Consider the following 22,621-nt stretch of genomic DNA (forward strand, 5'->3'; position numbering starts at 1 on the left):
GGAGGAGCGGCCCATGGCGCGTATCGGCGAAAGTGCTGACCTGTTCAAGTGCTCCTTCTGCGGGAAGAGCCAGAAGCAGGTCCAGCAGCTGATCGCGGGCCCGGGCGTGTACATCTGCGACGAGTGCGTCGAGCTGTGCAACGAGATCATCGAAGAGCGAATGGCGGAGTCCACCGACGGCACCGTCTCGGAGTTCGATCTGCCGAAGCCGCGCGAGATCTTCGCATTCCTCGAGGAGTACGTCGTCGGGCAGGATGACGCCAAGCGCGCCCTGGCCGTGGCCGTCTACAACCACTACAAGCGGGTGCGTGCGCACTCCACGATCCAGTCGGCCGAAGAGCGCGCCGAAGAGATCGAGCTCGCCAAGAGCAACATCCTGCTGCTCGGCCCCACCGGCTGCGGCAAGACCTACCTGGCGCAGACCCTGGCCAAGCGGCTGAACGTGCCGTTCGCCGTCGCCGATGCGACCGCCCTGACCGAGGCCGGCTATGTCGGCGAAGACGTCGAGAACATCCTGCTCAAGCTCCTGCAGGCGGCCGACTTCGACACCAAGCGGGCCGAGACCGGCATCATCTACATCGACGAGGTCGACAAGATCGCACGCAAGGCCGAGAACCCGTCGATCACGCGGGATGTCTCCGGCGAGGGCGTGCAGCAGGCGCTGCTGAAGATCCTCGAGGGCACCGTGGCCTCGGTGCCGCCGCAGGGCGGGCGCAAGCATCCGCATCAGGAATTCATCCAGATCGACACCACGAACGTGCTGTTCATCGTAGCAGGCGCGTTCGCGGGCCTGGAAGACATCATCTCGGCGCGCGTGGGCAAGCACGGCGTCGGCTTCGGCGCCCCGCTGCACGACAAGGGCGAAGACCTCAGCTTGTTCAGCGATGTGCAGCCCGAAGACCTGCACAAGTTCGGCCTGATCCCCGAGTTCATCGGCCGGCTGCCGGTCGTCGCGTCGGTCACGCCGCTGGACCGCGACGCGCTGATGCAGATCCTCACCACCCCGAAGAACGCCCTGGTCAAGCAGTATCAGCGGATGTTCCAGCTCGACGACGTCGACCTGGAGTTCGAGAAGGATGCCCTCGAGGCCATCGCCGATCTCGCCGTGCAGCGCAAGACCGGCGCGCGCGGGCTGCGCGCGATCCTCGAAGAGGTGCTCGGTCCGATCATGTTCGAGATCCCGTCCACGCAGGACGTCGACAAGGTCGTCATCACGCGCGCCGCCGTCGAGGGTGCGGCCCCGACGCTGGTGCTGCGCGAGAAGCGCAAGAAGAGCGCTTAAGCCAGCCCGCGCCGATCCAGCAGCGGCTGGATCTCGGCATCCCGACCCCGGAAGTCGCGGTACGCCTCGAGCGGGTCCTTGGACCCGCCCACGCCCAGGAGCCGCTGCCGGAACCGGTCGCCGTTGGCGCGGGTCAGGCCGCCGTTGTCCTTGAACCACTGCACGCTGTCGGCATCGAGCACCTCGCTCCAGATGTACGAGTAGTAGCCGGCGCTGTAACCGCCTGAGAAGATGTGCGCGAAGTACGTCGACGAATACCGGGTGGGCACGACCGGGTTGTCCAGCCCGATCTCGGCGAGCGCCGCCGCCTCGAACTGCGCCACGTCGACGTCTGCCGCCGAAGCGCCCTGCAGGTGCCACGCCTGGTCGAGCCAGGCGGCAGCCAGGTACTCGCTGGTCGCGAAGCCCTGGTTGAACGTCTCGGAGGACTGCAGCTTCTGCACGATCTCGGCCGGCAGCGGCTCGCCGGTGTCGACGTGACGCGCGTAGTGGTCGACGACCTCGGGCCAGAAGACCCACATCTCGTTGACCTGGCTGGGGAACTCGACGAAGTCGCGGAACACCTCGGTGCCTGCGAAATGCGGATAGGTGACGGTGGCGAACAGTCCGTGCAGGGCATGCCCGAACTCGTGGAACAGCGTGTTCACCTCGTCCAGCGTCAGCAGCGTCCGCTGCCCGGCCGCGGGCTTGGACACGTTGAGGTTGTTGACCACGACGGCCTTGGTGTTCAGCAGGCCGGATTGGTCGACGATCGAGTTCATCCACGCGCCGCCGCGCTTGGTGTCGCGGGTGTACAGGTCGAGCACGTACAGGCCCTGCTCGGATCCGTCGGCGTTGTGCACCTCGAACACCCGGGCGTCGGGGTGGTAGGCGTGCAGGTCGGGCCGTTCCGTGAAGGTGACGCCGTAGAGCTGGTTCGCGGCGTAGAACACGCCGTCCTGCAGCACCCGTTCGGCTTCGAACCACGGCCGCAGCGCGGCGGTGTCGATCGCGTACTCGGCCTGGCGCACCTTCTCGGTGTAGAACGCCCAGTCATGCGCGGCCAGTGCGAACGGGGCGTCACCGGCGTCGATGGCGGCCTGCAGAGCGGCCTGTTCGCGCTGCGCGTTGCGGGCGGCGGGGACCGCGAGGCGGTGCAGCAGGTCGCGCACCGCCTCGGGGTTTCCGGCGGTCTCGTCGGCGGTCACATAGGCGGTGTGCGACGGGTAGCCGAGCAGTTCGGCGCGCTGTGCGCGCAGCCGGGCGATCCGGGTCAGCACGGCGCGGTTGTCGTGCGCATTGCCGCGCGAGCCGCGCGCGCGGGAGGCCGCCATGATCCGTTCCCGCGCATCGCGGCGGGTCAGCGCCGACAGATGGGGATGCCCGGTGGGCAGCACCAGGGTCACCAGGTACTTGCCGTCCAGCCCGCGCTCTGCCGCCGCCTGCGCCGTCGCCGACAGTTCGGCTTCGCTCAGCCCGTCGAGCTCGGCGACATCGTCGAAGACGACCGCCAGGTCATTCGTGTCGGCGAGCAGGTTCTTCTCGAACGTCGTCGTCAAGGTCGACAGCGTCGTGTTCAGCTCGGTGAGCGTGGCCTTGGCCTCATCGTCCAGCCCGGCGCCGGCGTGCGTCATCTCGCGGTGCCAGCGCTGCACCAGATAGCGCTGCTCGGCATCGAGTCCGAGCCGGTCGAGCTGCTCGTGCAGTGCCGTGATCCGCGCGTACAGTGCGCCGTCCAGCGCAATCGCATCCTGGTGCGCGGCCATCAGCGGGGCCAGTGTCTCTTCGACCGCCTGGATCTCGTCGGTCGCATCGGCCGATGCGACCGTGTAGAACGCGCGGGCGACATCGCCCAGCAGCCGGCCGCTGGCCTCCAGCGGTGCCATCGTGTTCTCGAAGGTCGGCGCAGAGCGCACCCGGGTGACTGCGGCGACCTCGGCGAGGTGCTCCTCGAACGCCTCCTCGAACGCGGGCAGGTAATGCTCCGGGCGGATCTTCGCGTACTGCGGCAGCAGGTACGGCAGCGGGCTGGGGGAGAGCAGGGGATTCGAGGCATCCGTCATGATCCTCAGTGTACTGGGCGCTCCAAAGGATTTATTGCAAATCAATGCTTGCAAACATCGCGTGGCAAAGATATCTTTGCAGTTATGAGCGAGAACGAGAACCCGGCTGATGGCCAGAGCACCCCGCGATCCATCGATGGCGGGGCGCTGCGCGCGCTGGCGCATCCGCTGCGGGTGCGGATCTACGACATCCTCTCGCAGTACGGGCCGCAGACGGCGAGCAGCCTCGCCGAGCTGACCGGGGAGTCGACGGGATCGACCAGCTATCATCTGCGGGCCCTCGCCAAGCACGACCTGATCCGCGAAGCGGAAGGGTGCGGTACGGGGCGCGAGCGCTGGTGGGAGCGGCCGAAAGGCCCGATCTCGTTCGGCAGCGCCGAGGGGCTGAAGACGCCCTCCGGCCTCGCGGCGACGCAGTTCGTGCTCACCGAGTTCTTCAACCGTCGGCACGCGCAGCTGATGCGCTACCTCGAGGAGGGTCTGCGCAACCCCGACGATGCCGAACAGAACGGCATGGTCACCACCGCCACCGCTCGGCTCACTCCGGAGCAGATGGCAGACCTGACGTCGCGGCTGACGGCCGTCATCGACGAGGTGGTCGGCAAATACCGGGACCAGGTCGGCGACGACGTGCGCACGGTGAGCATCCGCGCCGACGTCTTCACACTGCCGCAGGAAGGGCACTGACATGACCGCCATGACCACGCGCGCCGTACCGACGCGCCAGTGGTTCGCACCACCCACCTTCACCGAGCGGATGCTGCTGGCCGCCGCCGGCGCCCTCGAGGCATCCGCCCGACGGCGCATGCTGCGCCGGCGCGCGCTCGTGGAGCGTGTGGCCGCCGGCGGCCTCGACCCGGTGCAGCAGCGCGGCCGCTACGCGATCGACGCCTACCGGCGCCTGCATCTGCGCTGAGCGCTGCGGATCAGCCGAATTCGTCCTCGTCGTCGTGGCGCACGGTGACCCGGCCGGCATGATCGACTTCGACGATCACGCCGGTGTCGAGCTCGGCGACGGGCCGACCCTCCAGCCAGGTCAGCGTCCACCGTGCGATGCCCTCCTCATCCGGGGGGAGGTCGGCCTCGACCGCGCGGATCTGCGCGACGAACTCGGGGCTCAGCCGCGCGGGCGGCTCAGCGCCGGCGGCCCAGCGGGTGCCCAGCTGCATGTCAGGCCTCCTGGGCGGCGAGCTCGATGTCGGTCACCGAGATCTCCGCGGCCTCGGCGTAGGCGATCTCGTCGATCCGCCCCACGGCCTTGAGGTCGCCCTCGGCGAGCCGGATCGCGGCGAGGGCATCGGCCGGGGCGGCGATGCGCACGTGCGCCACCGGCGTCTTCTGGGACGCTTTCGCCTCGGTCTTGGCCCGGCGGATGCCGATCAGCGCCTGCCCGACGCGCGAGAGCACCGCAGGGTCGCCCTCGATGCCGAGCGGCTCCGGCCACGCGGCGCGGTGGATGGAGCCCTCCTCGAACCAGGACCACGCCTCCTCCGTCGCGAAGGCCAGCACGGGTGCGAGCAGCCGCAGCAGCGTCGACAGCGCGAGATGCAGCGCGAGCGCGGCGGATGCCTGGCCCACGTCGGTGCGGTCGTAGGCGCGCTCCTTGACCAGTTCCAGGTAGTCGTCGCAGAAGGTCCAGAAGAACGCCTCGGTCACCTCCATCGCCCGGGCGTGGTCGTACGCCTCGAACGCCGCGGTCGCCTCGCGCACGACGGTGTCGAGCGTGGTCAGCATCGAGGCATCCAGCGCATGCGTCACCTCGGCGCCCTCGGGCACCGGGAACGAGAGCACGAACTTGGCGGCGTTGAGCACCTTGATCGCCAGGCGCCGCCCGATCTTGACCTGCGTCGGGTTCTGCGGGTCGAACGCGGCATCGGCGCCGAGCCGGCTCGAGGCCGCCCAGTACCGCACCGCGTCGGTGCCGTGCTTGTCGAGGATGTCGGCGGGGGTGACGACGTTGCCCTTCGACTTCGACATCTTCTTGCGGTCGGGGTCGACGATGAAGCCACTGATGGCGGCATCGCTCCAGGGAGCGCGGTCATCCTCGAGCGCGCTGCGCAGCATCGTCGAGAACAGCCAGGTGCGGATGATGTCCTGCCCCTGCGGGCGCAGATCGAACGGGGCGACGAGGTGCCACAGCTCGTCGTCGCGCTGCCAGCCGCCGGCGAGCTGCGGGGTCAGCGACGAGGTCGCCCAGGTGTCGAAGATGTCCTGCTCGGCGTCGAAGCCGCCGGGCACGCCGCGCTGGTCGGCGGTGTAGCCGGCCGGCACGTCGGTCGTCGGGTCGATCGGCAGGTCCGCGACATCCGGAGTGAGCACACGGCCGTAGTCACGCTGGCCGTCGGCGTCGAGCGCGTACCACAGCGGAATCGGCACGCCGAAGAACCGCTGCCGTGACACGAGCCAGTCGCCGGTCAGGCCGCCCACCCAGTTCTCGTAGCGCACGCGCATGAAGTCCGGATGCCAGTCCATGCCCCGGCCGAGCGCGATGAGCTTCTCGCGCACGGCCTCGTCGCGGGCCCCGTTGCGCAGGTACCACTGCCGGGTCGAGACGATCTCCAGCGGCCGGTCGCCCTTCTCGAAGAACTTCACCGCGTGGTTGAACGGCGCGGACACGTTCTTCAGATCGCCGGATTCGTCGAGCAGCTCGACGATGCGCTTGCGGGCGCTGAACACGGTCTTGCCGGCCAGCTCCGCATACGCCGCCTTCGCGGCATCCGTCGTCACCGCGTCGGGTGCCTCGGCGATGACGCGCCCGTCCTTGCCGAGGATCGTGCGGTTGGGCAGCCGCAGCTCGCGCCACCAGACGATGTCGGTCACGTCGCCGAACGTGCAGACCATCGCGATGCCCGTTCCCTTGTCGGGCTGGGCGAGAGGGTGGGCCAGCACCGGCACCTCGACGCCGAACAGCGGCGTGCGCACGGTCTGGCCGAACAGCGGCTGATAGCGTTCGTCGTCGGGGTGGGCCACCAGCGCCACGCAGGCCGGCAGCAGCTCGGGGCGAGTGGTCTCGATGAGGACCTCGCCCGCGCCGTCGGAGCGGCCGAAGGCGACGCGGTGGAAGGATGCCTGCTGCTCGCGGTCCTCGAGCTCGGCCTGGGCGATGGCCGAGCGGAAGTCGATGTCCCACAGGGTGGGCGCGAGGTCCTGATACGCCTCGCCGCGCTCCAGGTTGCGCAGGAACGCGAGCTGGCTGGTGCGCATGGTGGCGTCCGAGATGGTGCGGTAGGTCTGCGTCCAGTCCACGCTCAGCCCGAGCTGGCGGAACAGGTCCTCGAAGTGCTTCTCGTCCTCTTCGGTGAGCGCTTCGCACAGCTCGATGAAGTTGCGCCGGCTGATGGGCAGCTGGTCGGCCGCCTTGGCGCTCTTGCCCGCACCGCCCTCGAACGGGGGAGTGAAGTCGGGGTCGTACGGCAGGCTCGGGTCGCAGCGCACGCCGTAGTAGTTCTGCACCCGCCGCTCGGTGGGCAGCCCGTTGTCGTCCCAGCCCATCGGGTAGAAGACCGTCTTGCCGCGCATCCGCTCGAAGCGGGCCTTCACATCGGTGTGCGTGAAGGAGAAGGCGTGGCCGATGTGCAGGTGGCCCGATGCGGTCGGCGGCGGCGTGTCGATCGAGTAGACGCCCTGCCGGCCGGCGGCCTTGGCCGCATCGCGGTCGAACAGGTACGTGCCCTGCTCGCGCCATACGGCATCCCACTTCGCTTCGAGACCCTCCAGCGCGGGCTTGTCGGGGATGGATGCGTCGGCCATGGGGGTCTCCTTGAGCGATATAGGCGGCACTGTGTGAGCGTGCCTGAGTGTGGACCGCCCAGTCTACCCGCCCGCCCCTGCAGGCCCGCCGCGGTGGGTGGCGCCGGGTCCTCGGCCGAGCCAAGGAGAATGGCTGAGGCGAGGAACCTTTTGGCGGATTCCGTCCTCTCTTGGGCATATCTCCTCGGCCCGGCCGAGGGCGAGGACGCCGTGATCGGTTCCTCCCCAGGGTGCGGTCTATCCACGGATGGCACGACACCTATCCACAGATCGCGTGACGCGCATCCGCACGCACTGCGTGCGCGGCATCGTGGGCACATGCACAGTGGGCACATCCAGAAGAGGATCAACGCCGTCGTGCGGGATGTGCGCACTCGGGGCGGGGTTGTCCGCAGTCAGGTGCTCGTGCGCGCGGGCACCAGCAAGCACGACATCGAAGCCGCTGTGCGAAGCGGCGCCCTCGTGCGAGAGCGACGTGTGTGGGTTGCGACGCCTGACGCAGACCGTGACCTTCGCACGGCAGCGCGCGCGGGCGTCGTGCTGTCGTGCGTAACGGGGGCGAAACGGCTGGGGCTGTGGGTTCTGGATGCCTCGACCACGCACGTCGCCTGCGCGCCGCACGCGGGGATGGTGGCGATTTCGGGCGCCGTGCTGCACAGGTTTGCTCCGATCGTGCCCCGCGACCCGACGGTCCTGACCGACTCGCTGGTGAATGTGTTGCAGGCGGTCGCGCTCTGCCAGCCGTACGAGACGGCGCTCGCCGTCTGGGAGAGCGCGCTGAACAGGCGGCTCATCGATAAGAAGATGCTGCTGCGCTTCCCGTTCCGTGGGCAGGCCCGCGACATCGTCGACGCTGCTGTGCCGTTCCACGATTCGGGCTTGGAGACCTTCGTGTTCCAGCGGCTGAGCTGGCTCGGTCTGCGCATCCGGGCCCAGGTCTGGCTGTACGGGCACCGCACGGACTTCCTCATCGGTGATCGGCTCGTGCTGCAGATCGACGGCGGGCATCATGTCGATGCGCAGCGCTCGGCCGACATCGCGCACGACGCGGAGCTGATCCTTCATGGCTACTCGGTCATCCGCGTCGGGTACGACCAGGTCGTCAACCACTGGGAAGACGTCCAGGACCGCATCCTCACCGCCATCGCCCAGGGACTGCATCTGGCTGCCTGAGAGGCGCCGGGGCTGCGGGGGCTGTATCTCACCTCCGCAGGATCCCTCGGCTCTGCCGAGGAGAAATGCCGAGCCGAGGATGGATGCGCCGGCTTGGGTCCTCCCGTCGGCAGATCTCCTCGGCCCGGCCGAGGGCGCGCCGCCCATGGTTGCCGCGTGACCGGAATGTGCGTCACGGGATCCCGGGCAGGGTCCTGTGGGGCATGCGGGGCGGCGGGCAGGGTGTCCTGTGGGGCATGCGGGGCGGCGGGGCGGCGGGCGGCGTCGTGAGGGTACGCGGGCTGGGATGCCGCGGGCGAAGCCCTTAGAATGAGAGCACAGCGCCGATCCGGCCATCACCGGGGAGCTCTCGGAAGAACAGCGCAAGCTCAGTAGAACCGAGCGGGGCAGGCCCGTCACAGCCGCAGTGAGAGGGGAGCGCACGCCGCGGGCGTGTGCTCACGCGGGGTGGTACCGCGGCCGCAAGGTCGTCCCAGCGCGAAGAACACGACCCTGCGAGACGCCTCATGACCTACCCCCGTGAATCATCCTTCGGCCCTGCCGCAGACCTTGTGCCGTCCCCGCGATTCCCCGCGATCGAGCGCGACACGCTCGACTTCTGGGAGCAGGATGACACCTTTCGGGCGTCCATCGCACAGCGCGACGGCGCGCCGGAGTGGGTGTTCTACGACGGCCCGCCGTTCGCCAACGGCCTGCCGCACTACGGGCATCTGCTCACCGGATATGCGAAGGACCTCTTCCCGCGCTTCCAGACCATGCGCGGCAAGAAGGTCGACCGCGTCTTCGGCTGGGACACGCACGGGCTGCCCGCGGAGCTCGAGGCGATGAAGCAGCTCGGCATCACCGAGAAGGAGGAGATCGAGCGGATGGGCATCGCGACCTTCAACGCGAAGGCGCGCGAGTCGGTGCTCGAGTACACCCACGAGTGGCAGGACTATGTCACCCGGCAGGCCCGATGGGTCGACTTCGACCGCGGCTACAAGACCCTCGACACGACCTACATGGAGTCGGTGCTGTGGGCGTTCAAGACCCTGTACGACAAGGGACTCGCCTACGAGGGCTACCGCGTGCTGCCATATTGCTGGCGGGACGAGACCCCGCTGTCCAACCACGAGCTGCGGATGGACGACGACGTCTACAAGATGCGCCAGGACCCGTCGGTGACGGTGACCTTCCCGTTGACCGGCGACAAGGCCGCGCGCGTCGGGCTGACCGGCGTGCGCGCCCTCGCATGGACGACCACGCCGTGGACGCTGCCGACCAATCTGGCCCTGGCCGTCGGGCCCGACATCCAATACGCCGTGGTGCCGGCCGGACCGGCCGGCGCGGCCGACGTCCGGGGCAAGGGCGAGACGGCGGCAGGCACCCCGGCCGCGGGCTACCTGATCGCGACCGACCTCGTCGCCGGCTATGCCAAGGACCTCGGCTACGAGAGCGCGGATGCCGCGCACGCGGCCATCACGCGCACGGTGCGCGGTGCCGAGCTGGCCGACGTGCGCTACGACCGACTCTTCGACTACTACGCCGACGACGAGGTGTGGGGCACGGCGCCGGCATGGCGCATCCTGGTCGACGACTACGTGACGACCACTGACGGCACCGGCATCGTGCACCAGGCGCCCGCCTTCGGCGAGGACGACCAGCGCACCTGCCAGGCCGCCGGCATCCCGCTGATCATGAGCCTGGACGACGGCGGCCGGTTCCTGCCGCAGGTGCACGACGTGGCGGGGCAGCTGTGGATGGATGCGAACCGTCCGCTGATCCGGCTGCTGCAGGCGGGCGGCCGGCTGCTGCGCGAGCAGAGCTACGAGCACTCCTACCCGCACTGCTGGCGGTGCCGCAACCCCCTGATCTACCGTGCCGTCTCGAGCTGGTTCGTGCGCGTCACGGACTTCAAGGACCGGATGCTGGCGGGCAACCAGCAGATCACCTGGGTGCCCGAGAACGTCAAGGAGGGCCAGTTCGGCAAGTGGCTCGAGGGCGCGCGGGACTGGTCGATCAGCCGCAACCGGTACTGGGGGTCGCCGATCCCGGTGTGGCGCAGTGACGACCCGGAGCACCCGCGCATCGACGTCTACGGTTCGCTGGCCGAGCTCGAGCGCGACTTCGGCACGCTGCCGACAGGCCCCGACGGCCAAGTGGATCTGCACCGGCCCTACATCGACGAGCTCACCCGCCCGAACCCCGACGATGAGACCGGCAAGAGCACGATGCGCCGGATCGAGGATGTCTTCGACGTGTGGTTCGACTCCGGGTCGATGCCCTACGCGCAGGTGCACTACCCGTTCGAGAACCAGGAGTGGTTCGACACGCACTCGCCGGCGGACTTCATCGTCGAGTACATCGGTCAGACCCGCGGGTGGTTCTACGTCATGCACGTGCTGTCCACGGCCCTGTTCGACCGCCCGGCGTTCACCGGCGTCAGCTGCCACGGCATCGTGCTGGGCAGCGACGGGCAGAAGATGTCGAAGTCGCTGCGCAACTACCCGGACGTGTCCGAGGTGTTCGACCGGGACGGCTCCGACGCGATGCGGTGGTTCCTGATGAGCTCGGCCGTGCTGCGCGGCGGCAACCTGAGCGTGACCGAAGACGGCATCCGCGCCGGGGTGCGCGAGTTCATGCTGCCGCTGTGGAACGCCTGGTACTTCTTCGCGACGTACGCGAACGCCTCCGGCGGCTACACCGCCACCTGGCGCACCGACTCGATCGATGTCCTGGACCGGTACATCCTGTCGCTGACCGGACAGCTGGTGGCGGATGTCGCCGCTGACTTGGACGGGCTGGACTCGACGACCGCCACCGAGCGGCTGCGCGATTTCGGGGAGGCGCTGACGAACTGGTACATCCGGCGCTCCCGCGACCGGTTCTGGGAGGGGGCGGATGCGGCGGACCCGGCCAGCACCGAAGCTTTCGACACGCTCTACACGGTGCTGGAGACGGTATGCCGCGTCGCCGCGCCGCTGCTGCCGCTGGTCACCGAGCGCATCTGGCAGGGACTGACCGGTGGGCGCAGCGTGCACCTGACCGACTGGCCCGACGCGAGCGCGTTCCCGCCGGCGGTCGCCATCCGCGCCGCGATGGATGCCGTCCGCGGCGTCTCGAGCGTGGCCAACGCGCTGCGCAAGCGCGAGGGCAAGCGCGTGCGGCTGCCGCTGGCGCGGCTGACCGTCGTGGTCCCCGACGCCGCCGCGCTCGAGCCGTATGACGGGATCATCCGGGAGGAGCTCAACGTCAAGACGGTCGACCTGGTCGAGCTCACCGACACCGCCGCGGCCGAATACGGCATTACGCACCGGCTGTCGGTCAACGCCCGTGCCGTGGGGCCGCGCCTGGGCAAGACGGTGCAGCAGCTCATCAAGGCCGCCAAGTCGGGGGACTGGACCGAGCAGGACGGCGCGGTCACCGCCGGCGGCATCGCGCTGCAGCCCGGCGAGTACGAGCTGGCGCTGGCGACCACCGGCCGGGACGGCGGCGAAGCGCTCGCGCTCGTGCCCGGCGGCGGGTTCGTGCTGCTGCAGACGGCGACCACGCCTGAGCTCGAGGCCGAGGGCTTCGCACGCGACATCATCCGCGCCGTGCAGGACACCCGCAAGGCCGCCGGGCTGAACGTGAGCGACCGGATCCGCCTGGAGCTGCTGTTCGCCGATGCCGCCGATGGCGACGCGGTCGGCAGCGCGTTCGAGGCGGCCGATGTCGCCGGCGAGACCCTCGCCGTGGCACATGAGCTGAAGGTCGTCGGACGGGATGCCGGGTTCGCGGACGAACTGGCCGAGCAGCCCGACAACTGGTCGGCCGAGACGCTGTCGGGGTTCGCCTTCGAGCAGACCCCGCAGCATGTCGCGTCCTTCCCCGCACACGCATACGCCAATACCGGCCCGTTCTGGGTCGCCGTCACGAAGGTCGAGGCATCCGCATGAATGATCGCGAACGCGCGGACGCGGTCTACGCACAGCTGCTGGAGCGCCAGGGCGAGCGGTGGGTGCAGCCGCGCGTGGAGCGCACACGGCGGGTGCTCGAGCTGCTGGATCACCCGCAGCGCACCTACCGGGTCGTGCACATCACCGGCACCAACGGCAAGACCTCCACGGCGCGGATGATCGAGTCGCTGGTGCGCGCGCACGGGCTGCGCACCGGACTGTTCACGAGCCCCCACCTGGAGCGGTTCACCGAGCGCATCATGATCGACGGCGAGCCGGCCGACGATGGCGCCGTGGCCGACGCGTGGGATGAGATCGAGCCGTTCATCCACATCGTGGACGCTGAGCTGGAGGCCGCCGGCGACGCCGCGCTGACCTTCTTCGAGATCCTCACGGTGCTGGCGTTCGTGGTGGCCGCCGACGCCCCCGTGGACGTGCTGGTGCTCGAGGTGGGCATGGGCGGATCGTGGGATTCGACGAACACCGCCGACGGCGAGGTCGCGGTGTTCGCGCCGATCGACATGGACCACGCCGACCGGCTCGGCGACACGATCGAGAAGATCGCCACCGTCAAGTCCGGCATCATCAAGCCGGGCGCCTCCGTGGTCTCGTCCCGGCAGCGGCCCGAGGCCGAGCGGGTGCTGCGCGAAGCGGCCGCCGCGCAGGGCGCGACCATCGCGTTCGAGGGCGACGAGTTCGCGCTCGTGGAGCAGCGGCTGGCGGTGGGCGGCCAGCAGATCACGGTGCGCGGGCTGGGCGGGCAGTACGAGGCCGAGTACCTGCCGCTGTACGGCGCGCACCAGGGCTTGAACGCGGCGTTGGCCATCGCCGCCGTCGAGTCGCTGATCGGCGACCCCAGCCACCCGATCTCCGCCGACATCGTCGCTCAGGGCCTCGCCGAGTCGACCTCGCCGGGCCGGCTGCAGCTGATCGGTGCCGCACCGACGGTGCTGGTGGATGCCGCGCACAATCCGCACGGCGCGCATTCGCTGGCGGTCGCGCTGCGCGAGTACTTCGACTTCGACGAATGGGGCTTCGTGTTCGGCGTGCTCAGTGACAAGGACGCCGCCGGCATCGTGTCGGAGATGGCTCCCGTCGTCACGCGGGTGTTCGCCACGGCGCCGGAATCCGAGCGCGCCCGGGATGTCGATGCGGTCGCCGACTACGTCGAGGCGGCCGGTCTGCCGGTGACGGTGCACCCGAACCTGGACGAGGCCGCCGAGGCCGCACGCGAATGGGCCGCGGCATCCGACCGCCGCGCCGTCGTGATCGCCGGATCGATCGTGCTGGCCGGTCAGGCGCTGCTGCTGGCCCGCGCCGAGGACTGGAAATCGGGATGGCAGTCGTGACCGACCAGCATCCTGCGCCCGAACCCGCCGGTCCGCCGGCCCGGGTGCGCCGGCATCGCGGCGCCGAGGAGTCGCTGGGCCAGATCGTCCTGGTGTTCGAATCGGTCGTCGTCTTCTTGGCCGGCCTGGTGATCTTCGGGCTCACGTCGCTGCCGGCCGGAATGCCGGACTGGTGGGGCATCGTCGGCGGCGCCGTGCTGGCGGTGCTGATGCTGGCCGTCAGCACGCTGCTGCGCCACCGCTGGGGCGTCGTGCTGGGCTGGCTGCTGCAGGTCGTGCTCACGCTGGGCACCTTCCTGGTGCCGGCGATCGCGCTGGTGGCGGTGATTTTCGGTGGCATGTGGGCGTATGCCACCATCAAGGGTGCGTCGCTGGATCGGCGCAACGCCCGACTCATGCGAGATGCGGATTCCGCGAATGGAGAATGACATGGCCACCGAAGAGACTCTCATCCTCGTCAAGCCGGACGGCGTGGCACGTGGACTGACCGGGGCGGTTCTGGCCCGGGTCGAGGCCAAGGGGTATTCTCTGGTCGACCTGCGTCTGGTCGAGCCAGACCGCGAGCGCCTCGAGAAGCACTATGCCGAGCACGCCGGCAAGCCGTTCTACGAGCCGCTGCTGGAGTTCATGATGTCGGGACCGTCGGTCGCGATCCGCGTCGCCGGCAACCGCGTCATCGAGGGGTTCCGATCACTCGCCGGCGCGACCGAGCCGACCCTGGCCGCACCGGGCACGATCCGCGGCGACTACGGCCGCGACTGGGGCCTGGCCGTGCAGCAGAACCTCGTGCACGGCTCGGACAGCCCCGAGTCGGCCGCCCGCGAGCTGTCGATCTGGTTCGGCTAGTCTCGCGCCCGGCGTTGGGCCGGCTCAGACCCAGCCCAGGGCGATCTCGATCGTGTGCCACACGTTCGGAATGGCGTCCAGACGCAGCTGCGCGAGCAGAATGACGAAGGCGTACGCCACGATCGTCATCAGCGGCACCCACGCCATCAGCCGGTCCGCCACCCGCCGCACGGCGGCCCCGATCGGCACGGCGCCGGAGCGCAGCAGGTGCACGGTCACCGCGAAGAACGACGGAATCGTCACCGACCAGGTCACCATGCACCACGGGCACAGCGTGTTAATGACGAAGATGCTCTGGTAGATCAGCCAGCCGACGAAGACGATCGCGAACAGGAACCCGAACCAGAACAGCACCCAGAACCACTTCGCGAAGCGGGCGTGCGCCAGGATGGCGGCGCCGACCACGATTGGGGCGACCCAGCACGCCAGCCCGATGATCGGGTTCGAGAACCCGAACACGCTGCCCTGCCAAGAGTCCAGGTTCTCGGTGCACTGCACCAGGATGCTGAAGTCGCAGCCCGCCTTGGTGCCGGGGTGGACCAGCCCGGCGATCTTCTCCACGGTGAGCTGGAACGCCGCCCACCAGCCGATCACCCCGGCGATGATGAGCCAGATGGCCAGGCCGATGGGCCGGGTGTGCGTCTGCGTCTGCGGCATGTCTGGATTATTCCATCTCACGCTATGCGTCGGCTTTGCGACCGGCCGTCGCCCCGCCGCGCGGGGCTCGCTTCGCGCATTCCGCGCGCGTAGTGCGATAATGAACCAAGATGCCCTCGCGGCCGCGCCGTGAGCAAGCATCGACGAAGACTTCGGGCGATGAACGCCCTCGCAGTCAGTGCCGTGAGCCTGCTGCAGACCAAGTGAGATCGCGGCCCCGCACCGTACCGGAAGGGCACGGAGCGGCGCAGCACGAGATTTCGTCGGGTGACGCGCGGTGTCACCCGCAAGGAGTACACCGGTGACGGTCGATGAGAACAACGAGGCCCTGGACAACCAGCAGGAACCGGATGCGGCGTCTGTGACGACGCCCGGACCCGACGCTGAAGCGATCCAGCAGGCCGACGCACCCGAGGCCGAGTCGGAGCAGGATGCCCCGGCCCAGCCCGAATCCGCCCCAGCGCCGCAGGCGCCTGCCGAGCCCGAGCCGGCCGCCGACGTGTCGGCAGCGCCGACCGCGCGTGCGGCTGATGCCAGGCCGGAGGCATCCGACGAGCAGGCGGAGGCAGCGCCCCCGGTGGGCGCATTCGCCGAGCAGGCGGCTCCCGCCGAGGCCGAGGCATCCACTCGGCCGGAGTCCGCCGAGCCGGAGGCGTCCACTCGGCCGGAGTCCACCGAGGCCGAGGCATCCACTCGGCCGGAGCCCACCGAGCCGGAGGCATCCACTGAGCAGGCGCCCGAGCCGGTCACCGCGGTGAGCCTCGGCCTGTTGCCCGAGAAGTTCGTCTCGATCGTCTCGACCGACCTGCGGTTCTACGCGCCCGCGATCGAACTGCTGCCGCCTCTGCCGGATGCACCGCCGGCCGACGAGGGCGAGGGCACCGGACGGCGGCGCAACCGCCGCCGCGGCGAGTCCCGCGACGACGGCGGCCAGCGCGAGCCGCGTGCCCCCCGCGAGCGCCTGGTCGAGGTCATCACCGAGCCGCAGCGCATCAAGGGTTCGACCCGGCTCGAGGCCAAGAAGCAGCGCCGGCGTGACGGTCGTGAGGCCGGCCGGCGTCGCCCCGTGGTCACTGAGGCCGAGTTCCTCGCCCGCCGCGAGTCGGTGGATCGCGAGATGATCGTCCGCTCCAAGAACGGCCGGGTGCAGATCGGGGTGCTCGAGGACAAGGTGCTCGGCGAGCACTACGTCGCCCGCAGCCAGGACGCGTCGCTGATCGGCAACGTGTACCTCGGCCGGGTGCAGAACGTGCTGCCCAGCATGGAGGCGGCCTTCGTCGACATCGGCCGCGGCCGCAACGCCGTGCTCTACTCCGGCGAGGTCGACTGGGACGGTGTCGAGACCGGCAACCAGCCCCGCCGCATCGAGCTGGCGCTGAAGACCGGCGACCGCGTGCTCGTCCAGGTCACGAAGGACCCGGTCGGCCACAAGGGCGCCCGACTGACCAGCCAGATCTCGCTGCCGGGCCGGTACCTCGTGTACGTGCCGGGTGGGGCGATGAACGGCATCAGCCGCAAGCTGCCCGACACTGAGCGCGCGCGCCTGAAGCGCATCCTCAAGGAGGTGCTGCCGGAGTCCTCCGGCGTGATCGTGCGCACCGCCGCCGAGGGTGCCACCGAAGAGCAGCTGACCCGTGACGTGCAGCGGCTGACGGCCCAGTGGGAGCACATCAGCCGCACCATCGAGACCGCGCAGGCACCGATCCTGCTGCACAGCGAGCCCGACCTGCTGGTGAAGATCGTGCGCGATGTCTTCAACGAGGACTTCTCGAAGATGCTCATCCAGGGCGAAGACGCGCAGCGCACGATCGAGGCGTATCTGCAGGCGGTCGCGCCCGACCTGCTCGAGCGCGTCGAACGGTACGAGGGCGACGGCGACCCGTTCGACGACTTCCGAATCACCGAGCAGATCGAGAAGGCCCTGGACCGCAAGGTCTGGCTGCCCTCGGGCGGCTCGCTCGTGATCGACCGCACCGAAGCGATGACGGTCGTGGATGTCAACACCGGCAAGTTCGTCGGCTCGGGCGGCAACCTCGAAGAGACCGTCACCAAGAACAACCTCGAGGCCGCGGAGGAGATCGTCCGCCAGCTGCGCCTGCGCGACATCGGCGGCATCATCGTCGTGGACTTCATCGACATGGTCCTCGAGTCCAACCGCGACCTCGTGCTGCGTCGCCTGGTGGAGTGCCTGAGCCGCGACCGCACCAAGCACCAGGTCGCCGAGGTCACGTCGCTGGGTCTGATCCAGATGACCCGCAAGAAGATCGGGTTGGGCCTGGTCGAGACCTTCAGCGAGCCGTGCGAGGTCTGCGCAGGCCGCGGCATCATCATCCATCACGACCCGGTGATCCGTCACCGCGCACCGGCCGGTGGTTCCGCCTCGCGCAGGTCGCGGCCGAGCGCACCGGCGACCGCGCCCGCGGGCAGCACGCACGTGATCACGGCCGGTGCCAAGTCCGCGCTCGCCCAGATCGCGGCATCCACGATCCATCAGCCCGAGGGGGAGGCAGCGGCCGAACAGGCTGTCGAGCTGCCCGCCGAGACCGATCACACGCGCGCAGACCGCGCGCCGTCGGACCGGCCGAAGAAGCGCAAGAAGCGTCGCGACAAGGCCTCTGCCGAGCCCAAGACCGAGACCGACCTGCTGCTGGACTCCGTACTCAGTGCGCTGCCCGAGCCGAAGGCTCCGGGTCAGGGCCGGTCGCGGCGCCGGGTCACCACCGCCGCACTCAGCGGCACGCCGGTACCCACGACACCCGCTCAGGACTGAGGTTCACCGCCGGTCGCGCGCCGGAATGCGCAGGCCCGAGGCGATCAGCCGTCGGACGAGCTCATGCCCGTCCACGTGCTGCGCCCCGGCCGCGACCAGTGCGGCGTGGGACTCTTCGGGCACGTCGTAATGGTCCAGATCGAAGGCGCGAGGGGGGATGCCGCTCGCCTGCGCGAACGCGTGCAGCTCATCCAGCGAGGTGTCCGAGACCAGGTGCGCCCACAGCCGGCCATGCGCCGGCCAGCGCGGATCATCGATCAGAACGGCCACGGGATCGATCTTAGATGCGACACGCAGTCGGCTCCTTTTGCCTGCACCGCCTCCATCCGGTAAAGTAGACCCCTGGTGCGTCGCGTTTCGTCGTCTGAAACGGCGCGCGCAGGCCGCCCCGGCAGTGTGTTGTCGGGTCCGCCCCGGGCACCACGGACTTCATCTTTCCCAAGAGCAGAGTCTCGCAAAGACAATCGGAGCCGTGCGCTCCCCAACGAAACAGGTGTGAAGTGGTCTACGCAGTTGTGCGCGCCGGCGGCCGGCAGGAAAAGGTCGAGGTCGGCACGATCGTCGTCCTGGATCGCCAGCAGGCCAAGATCGGTGACAAGCTCGAGCTGCCGGCATTGCTGCTGGTGGACGGCGCGGCCGTCACCAGCGACGCTGACTCGCTCGCCAAGGTGACCGTGACCGCCGAGGTGCTCGGTGAGGAGCGCGGCCCGAAGATCGTGATCCAGAAGTTCAAGAACAAGACCGGCTACAAGAAGCGCCAGGGGCACCGTCAGGACCTCACGCGCGTCAAGATCACCGGCATCAAATAGCCCGAGGAAGACGCAGACATGGCACACAAAAAGGGCGCAAGCTCCACCCGTAACGGCCGCGACTCCAATGCCCAGCGACTGGGCGTGAAGCGCTTCGGCGGTCAGACCGTGAGCGCCGGCGAGATCATCGTCCGCCAGCGCGGAACCCACTTCCACCCGGGCGTGAACGTCGGCCGTGGCGGCGACGACACGCTGTTCGCGCTGTCGGCGGGCGCGGTCGAGTTCGGCGCCAAGGGCGGCCGCAAGGTCGTCAACATCGTCGAGGCTGCGCAGTAGCGACAGCTCGCACACGTACTCTGACGGGGGTGGGCTTCGGCCCGCCCCCGTCGCATATCCACCGCGGACACAAGGAGCGTCATGGTCACGTTTGTCGATCAGGTGACGCTGCACCTGAGCGCCGGAAGAGGCGGCAACGGCTGCGTCTCGGTGCGCCGCGAGAAGTTCAAGCCGCTGGCCGGGCCCGACGGCGGCAACGGCGGCAACGGCGGTGACATCGAGCTGGTCGCCGACCCGCAGGTGACCACGTTGCTCTCGTACCACCACTCGCCGCACCGCAGCGGCGGCAACGGCGGCTTCGGGATGGGCGACAACCGCTCCGGTGTGCTCGGCGAGTCGCTCGCGCTGCCGGTGCCGGTCGGCACCGTCGTGCGCGACGCCGACGGCGAGGTGCTGGTCGACATGATCGAGCCGGGCATGCGCTTCGTCGTGGCCCCGGGCGGCCGCGGCGGACTGGGCAACGCGGCACTGGCCACCACCAAGCGCAAGGCCCCCGGGTTCGCGCTGCTGGGCACCGCCGGCTGGAACGGGGATGTCGTCCTCGAGCTGAAGACTGTCGCCGACGTGGCGCTGGTGGGCTTTCCGTCGGCCGGCAAGTCGAGTCTGATCGCGGCGATCTCGGCGGCGCGGCCGAAGATCGCGGACTATCCGTTCACGACGCTGCACCCCAACCTCGGCGTCGTCCAGGCGGGCGAGACCCGCTTCACCGTGGCCGACGTGCCGGGGCTGATCGAGGGAGCCAGCGAGGGCAAGGGCCTGGGCCTGGAGTTCCTGCGGCACGTCGAGCGCTGCACGGCCCTGGTGCACGTGCTCGACTGCGCGACGCTCGAGGCCGGCCGCGACCCGATCAGCGACCTCGAGGTCATCCGTGCCGAGCTCGCCGCCTACCCGGTGCCCGAGGGGCAGGTTCCCCTGCTGGAGCGCCCCCAGCTGGTCGCGCTGAACAAGACCGACGTGCCCGAGGCGAAGGACCTGGCCGCGATGGTCCGTCCCGACCTGGAAGCGCAGGGCTACCGCGTCTTCGAGATCTCCACGGCCAGCCACGAGGGCCTGCGCGGTCTCACGTTCGCGCTGGGCGATATCGTCGCGCGGCATCGGGCGCAGCTGGCGGCTCAGCCGGTCGCGCCCCGCGTCGTGATCCGCCCGCAGGGCGCGCAGCGTGAGTTCGAGGTGCGCGTCGAGGGCGGCAGCTACGGCCCGCTGTATCGCATCCTCGGGGCCAAGCCCGAGCGCTGGGTCGAGCAGACCGACTTCCGCAACGACGAGGCGGTCGGCTTCCTCGCGGACCGGCTCGACAAGATCGGCGTCGACAACGCGCTCTACAAGGCGGGCGCCGTCCCCGGTGCGACGGTCGTGATCGGCCCCGGCGAGGGCGTCGTGTTCGACTGGGAGCCGGCAGTGAGCTCGGCGGCCGAAGTGATGGTCGCCCCGCGCGGGACGGATCCCCGCATCGACGGGTCCGGCCGGCGCACGAATGTCGAGCGTCGGAAGTACTATCACGAGCTCATGGATGCCAAGGCAGCCGCCCGCGCCGAACTCGAGGCCGAACGGCTGGGCCGTGTGCAGGACGGGGGAGAGGACCAGCGATGACGGCATCGCAGCGGAGGGACCTGCCCGGCGCCCGGCGCGTGGTCGTCAAGGTGGGCTCGTCGTCGATCAGCGGGGCGAACGCGGTCAACATCCAGCCCCTGGTGGATGCGCTGGGCGCGGCCTACGCGCGCGGCACCGAAGTCATCCTGGTCTCTTCCGGTGCGATCGCCACCGGCATGCCGTATCTGCAGCTCACCTCCCGACCCACCGATCTGGCCACCCAGCAGGCCGCCGCGGCGGTCGGGCAGAACGTACTGATCTACCGGTACCAGGCGGCACTGCGTGAGCACGGCATCGTGGCCGGTCAGGTGCTGCTGACCGCCGGCGACCTCGAGAACCGCGCGCACCGGCTGAACGCGCGCCGCGCCATGGAGCGCCTGCTGGGCCTGCGCATCATGCCGATCGTCAACGAGAACGACACCGTCGCCACGCATGAGATCCGCTTCGGCGACAACGACCGGCTGGCGGCCCTGGTGGCCAAGCTGATCCGCGCCGACGCGCTGCTGCTGCTCAGCGACATCGACGCGATGTACACCCGGCCGCCGCAGCTGCCCGACGCCCGGCCGATCGAAGAGGTCGCCTACGGGGCCGACCTGGCCGAATTCGAGTTCGGGTCGGTCGTGGTCAACAGCGTCGGCACCGGGGGAGCGGCGACCAAGGTCTCGGCCGCGCGGCTTGCCGCGTCCTACGGCATCGCGGCACTGGTGACCAGCATCGATCTCGTCTCGCAGGCGCTGACCGGGCAGCAGGTCGGCACCTGGTTCGCCCCGAACCCGGCGCCGGTCGAGGCGACCATCACCGGCGCGGTGCATCTGGCCACTCAGCGCACCGCCGCGGGCGAGGCGGCACAGCCCGCTGGCTAGACTGGAGCGATGACCACCATCGCCCCCACGACCGCCCGCGACCGCATACTGCTGGCCAAGGACGCGGCGCGCTCGGTGGGCCTGGCCTCAGACGCCCTCAAGCGCGATGCGCTGCTGGCCGTCGCCGAGGCGATCGCCGCGTCGGTCGACGAGATCGTCACCGCCAACGCGCAGGATCTCGCGCAGGGGCGTGCAGACGGCTTGTCCGAGGCGATGGCCGATCGGCTGCGCCTGGACGGGAAGCGGGTGGATTCCCTCGCCGAGGCGGTGCGCGCGGTCGCGGCTCTGCCCGACCCCGTCGGGCGCGTGCTCGATCAGCGCACGATACCCGGCGGCGTGACGCTGCAGAAGGTGTCGGTGCCGTTCGGCGTCGTCGGTGCGATCTATGAGGCCCGGCCGAACGTCACCGTCGACATCACGGCGCTGGCGCTGCGTTCGGGCAATGCCGTTGTGCTGCGCGGCGGCACGGCCGCTCTGCACAGCAACGCGACGCTGGTGCGCATCATCCGGGCGGCCCTGGCCGCCGCCGGGCTCGATCCTGAGGCGGTGCAGACCGTCGATGACTTCGGCCGCGAGGGTGCCCGCGAGCTGATGCGCGCCCGTGGCATCGTCGACGTGCTGGTGCCGCGCGGCAGCGCCGCGCTGATCGAAACGGTCGTGACCGAGTCATCCGTGCCGGTGATCGAGACCGGCGCCGGCGTCGTGCACATCGTGCTGGACGAGTCTGCGCCGCTGGAGTGGGCGCGCGACATCGTCGTGAATGCGAAGGTGCAGCGGCCGAGCGTGTGCAACGCGGTCGAGACGGTGCTCGTGCATCGCGCCGCCGCGCCCCGGCTGGTCGGTCCCGTGGTCGAGGCGCTGCAGCGTTCGGGGGTGACCGTGCATGGTGACGCCGAGGTGGCGGCGCTGGCGCCGGATGTCGTGCCGGCCACCGAGGCGGACTGGAGCATCGAGCACCTGAGCCTGGATCTGTCGATGCACGTGGTGGACGATCTGGATGCCGCGCTGGCGCACATCCGCAGGTATTCCACGCACCACACCGAGTCGATCATCACCACTGACGACGCGAACGCGAACCGCTTTCTCGCCGAGGTCGATTCGGCCGTCGTGATGGCCAATGCCTCCACCCGGTTCACCGACGGCGGCGAGTTCGGCTTCGGCGCCGAGGTGGGCATTTCGACGCAGAAGCTGCACGCGCGCGGCCCGATGGGCCTGGCCGAGCTGACCAGCACGAAATGGCTGGCGCGGGGTGCCGGGCAAGTGCGACCGTGAACGCCTAGAATGCAATGAGGCGTGC

At 69.7% G+C, this 22,621-nt stretch carries 19 protein-coding genes; 14 read left to right on the forward strand and 5 right to left on the reverse strand.

Annotation, left to right across the window (positions count from 1 at the left end):
• Window positions 1-13 precede the first annotated feature (13 nt).
• On the forward strand, window positions 14-1,282 hold the full coding sequence (gene clpX, locus ABD705_RS11710) for an ATP-dependent Clp protease ATP-binding subunit ClpX (protein WP_344783770.1): 1,269 nt from the start codon (window positions 14-16) through the stop codon (window positions 1,280-1,282).
• Here clpX and ABD705_RS11715 read toward each other — a convergent pair.
• On the reverse strand, window positions 1,279-3,324 hold the full coding sequence (locus ABD705_RS11715) for a M3 family metallopeptidase (RefSeq protein ID WP_344783772.1): 2,046 nt from the start codon (window positions 3,322-3,324) through the stop codon (window positions 1,279-1,281). The genes clpX and ABD705_RS11715 overlap by 4 nt on opposite strands.
• Window positions 3,325-3,408: 84 nt before the next feature.
• Here ABD705_RS11715 and ABD705_RS11720 point away from each other — a divergent pair, with 84 nt between their 5' ends.
• The gene (locus ABD705_RS11720; protein ID WP_344783774.1) at window positions 3,409-4,011 is read left to right on the forward strand and encodes a helix-turn-helix domain-containing protein; all 603 of its coding nucleotides are present in this window, start codon (window positions 3,409-3,411) and stop codon (window positions 4,009-4,011) included.
• Window position 4,012: 1 nt separating this feature from the next.
• On the forward strand, window positions 4,013-4,240 hold the full coding sequence (locus ABD705_RS11725; RefSeq protein WP_344783776.1) for a hypothetical protein: 228 nt from the start codon (window positions 4,013-4,015) through the stop codon (window positions 4,238-4,240).
• A 10-nt stretch (window positions 4,241-4,250) separates the two neighbouring features.
• Here ABD705_RS11725 and ABD705_RS11730 read toward each other — a convergent pair whose 3' ends face one another.
• Both ABD705_RS11730 and valS read right to left on the reverse strand, forming a co-directional pair.
• Complete coding sequence (locus ABD705_RS11730; protein ID WP_344783778.1) at window positions 4,251-4,493, reverse strand: hypothetical protein; 243 nt, start codon at window positions 4,491-4,493, stop codon at window positions 4,251-4,253.
• Window position 4,494: 1 nt separating this feature from the next.
• On the reverse strand, window positions 4,495-7,074 hold the full coding sequence (gene valS / locus ABD705_RS11735; protein ID WP_344783780.1) for a valine--tRNA ligase: 2,580 nt from the start codon (window positions 7,072-7,074) through the stop codon (window positions 4,495-4,497).
• A gap of 318 nt (window positions 7,075-7,392) precedes the next feature.
• On the opposite strand from valS, the gene ABD705_RS11740 reads away from it, so the two are divergent.
• The 5 genes from ABD705_RS11740 (at window position 7,393) to ndk (ending at window position 14,359) form a co-directional block, all read left to right on the forward strand.
• Window positions 7,393-8,247 carry an endonuclease domain-containing protein gene (locus ABD705_RS11740; RefSeq protein ID WP_344783782.1) on the forward strand — a complete coding sequence of 285 codons (855 nt, stop codon included), beginning with the start codon at window positions 7,393-7,395 and terminating at the stop codon, window positions 8,245-8,247.
• Between the two features lie 506 nt (window positions 8,248-8,753).
• Window positions 8,754-12,164, forward strand: coding sequence for an isoleucine--tRNA ligase (gene ileS, locus ABD705_RS11745; RefSeq protein WP_344783784.1), 3,411 nt, complete (start codon window positions 8,754-8,756; stop codon window positions 12,162-12,164).
• Window positions 12,161-13,513: a bifunctional folylpolyglutamate synthase/dihydrofolate synthase gene (locus ABD705_RS11750; RefSeq protein WP_344783786.1), complete on the forward strand. Its 1,353-nt coding sequence runs from the start codon at window positions 12,161-12,163 to the stop codon at window positions 13,511-13,513. Before ileS ends, ABD705_RS11750 begins: the two co-directional genes overlap by 4 nt.
• Window positions 13,501-13,941, forward strand: coding sequence for a DUF4233 domain-containing protein (locus ABD705_RS11755; protein WP_344783788.1), 441 nt, complete (start codon window positions 13,501-13,503; stop codon window positions 13,939-13,941). Before ABD705_RS11750 ends, ABD705_RS11755 begins: the two co-directional genes overlap by 13 nt.
• Before the next feature lies 1 nt (window position 13,942).
• Entirely contained in the window at window positions 13,943-14,359 is a 417-nt protein-coding gene (gene ndk, locus ABD705_RS11760; protein ID WP_344784271.1) for a nucleoside-diphosphate kinase, read from the forward strand.
• Window positions 14,360-14,383: 24 nt separating this feature from the next.
• On the opposite strand, the gene ABD705_RS11765 is transcribed toward ndk, so the two are convergent.
• Complete coding sequence (locus ABD705_RS11765) at window positions 14,384-15,016, reverse strand: vitamin K epoxide reductase family protein (RefSeq protein ID WP_344783790.1); 633 nt, start codon at window positions 15,014-15,016, stop codon at window positions 14,384-14,386.
• Window positions 15,017-15,377: 361 nt separating this feature from the next.
• On the opposite strand from ABD705_RS11765, the gene ABD705_RS11770 reads away from it, so the two are divergent.
• Window positions 15,378-17,786, forward strand: a complete 2,409-nt coding sequence (locus ABD705_RS11770; protein WP_425562084.1) for an Rne/Rng family ribonuclease — start codon at window positions 15,378-15,380, stop codon at window positions 17,784-17,786.
• Window positions 17,787-17,789: 3 nt separating this feature from the next.
• Here the strand turns inward: ABD705_RS11770 and ABD705_RS11775 are convergent, their stop codons facing one another.
• Window positions 17,790-18,056: a DUF4031 domain-containing protein gene (locus ABD705_RS11775; protein WP_344783792.1), complete on the reverse strand. Its 267-nt coding sequence runs from the start codon at window positions 18,054-18,056 to the stop codon at window positions 17,790-17,792.
• A gap of 230 nt (window positions 18,057-18,286) precedes the next feature.
• Here ABD705_RS11775 and rplU point away from each other — a divergent pair, with 230 nt between their 5' ends.
• The 5 genes from rplU to ABD705_RS11800 all read left to right on the forward strand — a co-directional run bounded on the left by rplU (window position 18,287) and on the right by ABD705_RS11800 (window position 22,596).
• The gene (gene rplU / locus ABD705_RS11780; RefSeq protein ID WP_344783794.1) at window positions 18,287-18,595 is read left to right on the forward strand and encodes a 50S ribosomal protein L21; all 309 of its coding nucleotides are present in this window, start codon (window positions 18,287-18,289) and stop codon (window positions 18,593-18,595) included.
• A gap of 18 nt (window positions 18,596-18,613) precedes the next feature.
• Window positions 18,614-18,871 carry a 50S ribosomal protein L27 gene (rpmA, locus tag ABD705_RS11785; protein WP_344783797.1) on the forward strand — a complete coding sequence of 86 codons (258 nt, stop codon included), beginning with the start codon at window positions 18,614-18,616 and terminating at the stop codon, window positions 18,869-18,871.
• 81 nt (window positions 18,872-18,952) lie between these two features.
• Window positions 18,953-20,461 carry a GTPase ObgE gene (obgE, locus tag ABD705_RS11790; protein WP_344783799.1) on the forward strand — a complete coding sequence of 503 codons (1,509 nt, stop codon included), beginning with the start codon at window positions 18,953-18,955 and terminating at the stop codon, window positions 20,459-20,461.
• The gene (gene proB / locus ABD705_RS11795; RefSeq protein ID WP_344783801.1) at window positions 20,458-21,324 is read left to right on the forward strand and encodes a glutamate 5-kinase; all 867 of its coding nucleotides are present in this window, start codon (window positions 20,458-20,460) and stop codon (window positions 21,322-21,324) included. The genes obgE and proB overlap by 4 nt, the downstream gene beginning before the upstream one ends.
• Before the next feature lie 9 nt (window positions 21,325-21,333).
• Window positions 21,334-22,596 (forward strand): glutamate-5-semialdehyde dehydrogenase, encoded by a 1,263-nt coding sequence (locus ABD705_RS11800; protein WP_344783803.1) that lies wholly within the window; start codon window positions 21,334-21,336, stop codon window positions 22,594-22,596.
• Window positions 22,597-22,621 lie beyond the last annotated feature (25 nt).

The organism is Microbacterium kribbense (assembly GCF_039537285.1).
GTDB lineage: Bacteria > Actinomycetota > Actinomycetes > Actinomycetales > Microbacteriaceae > Microbacterium > Microbacterium kribbense.

Coding starts and splice junctions, on each gene's coding strand:
- ABD705_RS11740 (WP_344783782.1), top strand. CDS start 7,393: ATGCACAGTGGGCACATCCAGAAGAGGATCAACGCCGTCGTGCGGGAT.
- proB (WP_344783801.1), top strand. CDS start 20,458: ATGACGGCATCGCAGCGGAGGGACCTGCCCGGCGCCCGGCGCGTGGTC.
- ileS (WP_344783784.1), top strand. CDS start 8,754: ATGACCTACCCCCGTGAATCATCCTTCGGCCCTGCCGCAGACCTTGTG.
- obgE (WP_344783799.1), top strand. CDS start 18,953: ATGGTCACGTTTGTCGATCAGGTGACGCTGCACCTGAGCGCCGGAAGA.
- ABD705_RS11730 (WP_344783778.1), bottom strand. CDS start 4,493: ATGCAGCTGGGCACCCGCTGGGCCGCCGGCGCTGAGCCGCCCGCGCGG.
- ABD705_RS11800 (WP_344783803.1), top strand. CDS start 21,334: ATGACCACCATCGCCCCCACGACCGCCCGCGACCGCATACTGCTGGCC.
- ABD705_RS11750 (WP_344783786.1), top strand. CDS start 12,161: ATGAATGATCGCGAACGCGCGGACGCGGTCTACGCACAGCTGCTGGAG.
- clpX (WP_344783770.1), top strand. CDS start 14: ATGGCGCGTATCGGCGAAAGTGCTGACCTGTTCAAGTGCTCCTTCTGC.
- rpmA (WP_344783797.1), top strand. CDS start 18,614: ATGGCACACAAAAAGGGCGCAAGCTCCACCCGTAACGGCCGCGACTCC.
- ABD705_RS11755 (WP_344783788.1), top strand. CDS start 13,501: ATGGCAGTCGTGACCGACCAGCATCCTGCGCCCGAACCCGCCGGTCCG.
- ndk (WP_344784271.1), top strand. CDS start 13,943: ATGGCCACCGAAGAGACTCTCATCCTCGTCAAGCCGGACGGCGTGGCA.
- ABD705_RS11765 (WP_344783790.1), bottom strand. CDS start 15,016: ATGCCGCAGACGCAGACGCACACCCGGCCCATCGGCCTGGCCATCTGG.
- ABD705_RS11725 (WP_344783776.1), top strand. CDS start 4,013: ATGACCGCCATGACCACGCGCGCCGTACCGACGCGCCAGTGGTTCGCA.
- valS (WP_344783780.1), bottom strand. CDS start 7,074: ATGGCCGACGCATCCATCCCCGACAAGCCCGCGCTGGAGGGTCTCGAA.
- ABD705_RS11720 (WP_344783774.1), top strand. CDS start 3,409: ATGAGCGAGAACGAGAACCCGGCTGATGGCCAGAGCACCCCGCGATCC.
- ABD705_RS11715 (WP_344783772.1), bottom strand. CDS start 3,324: ATGACGGATGCCTCGAATCCCCTGCTCTCCCCCAGCCCGCTGCCGTAC.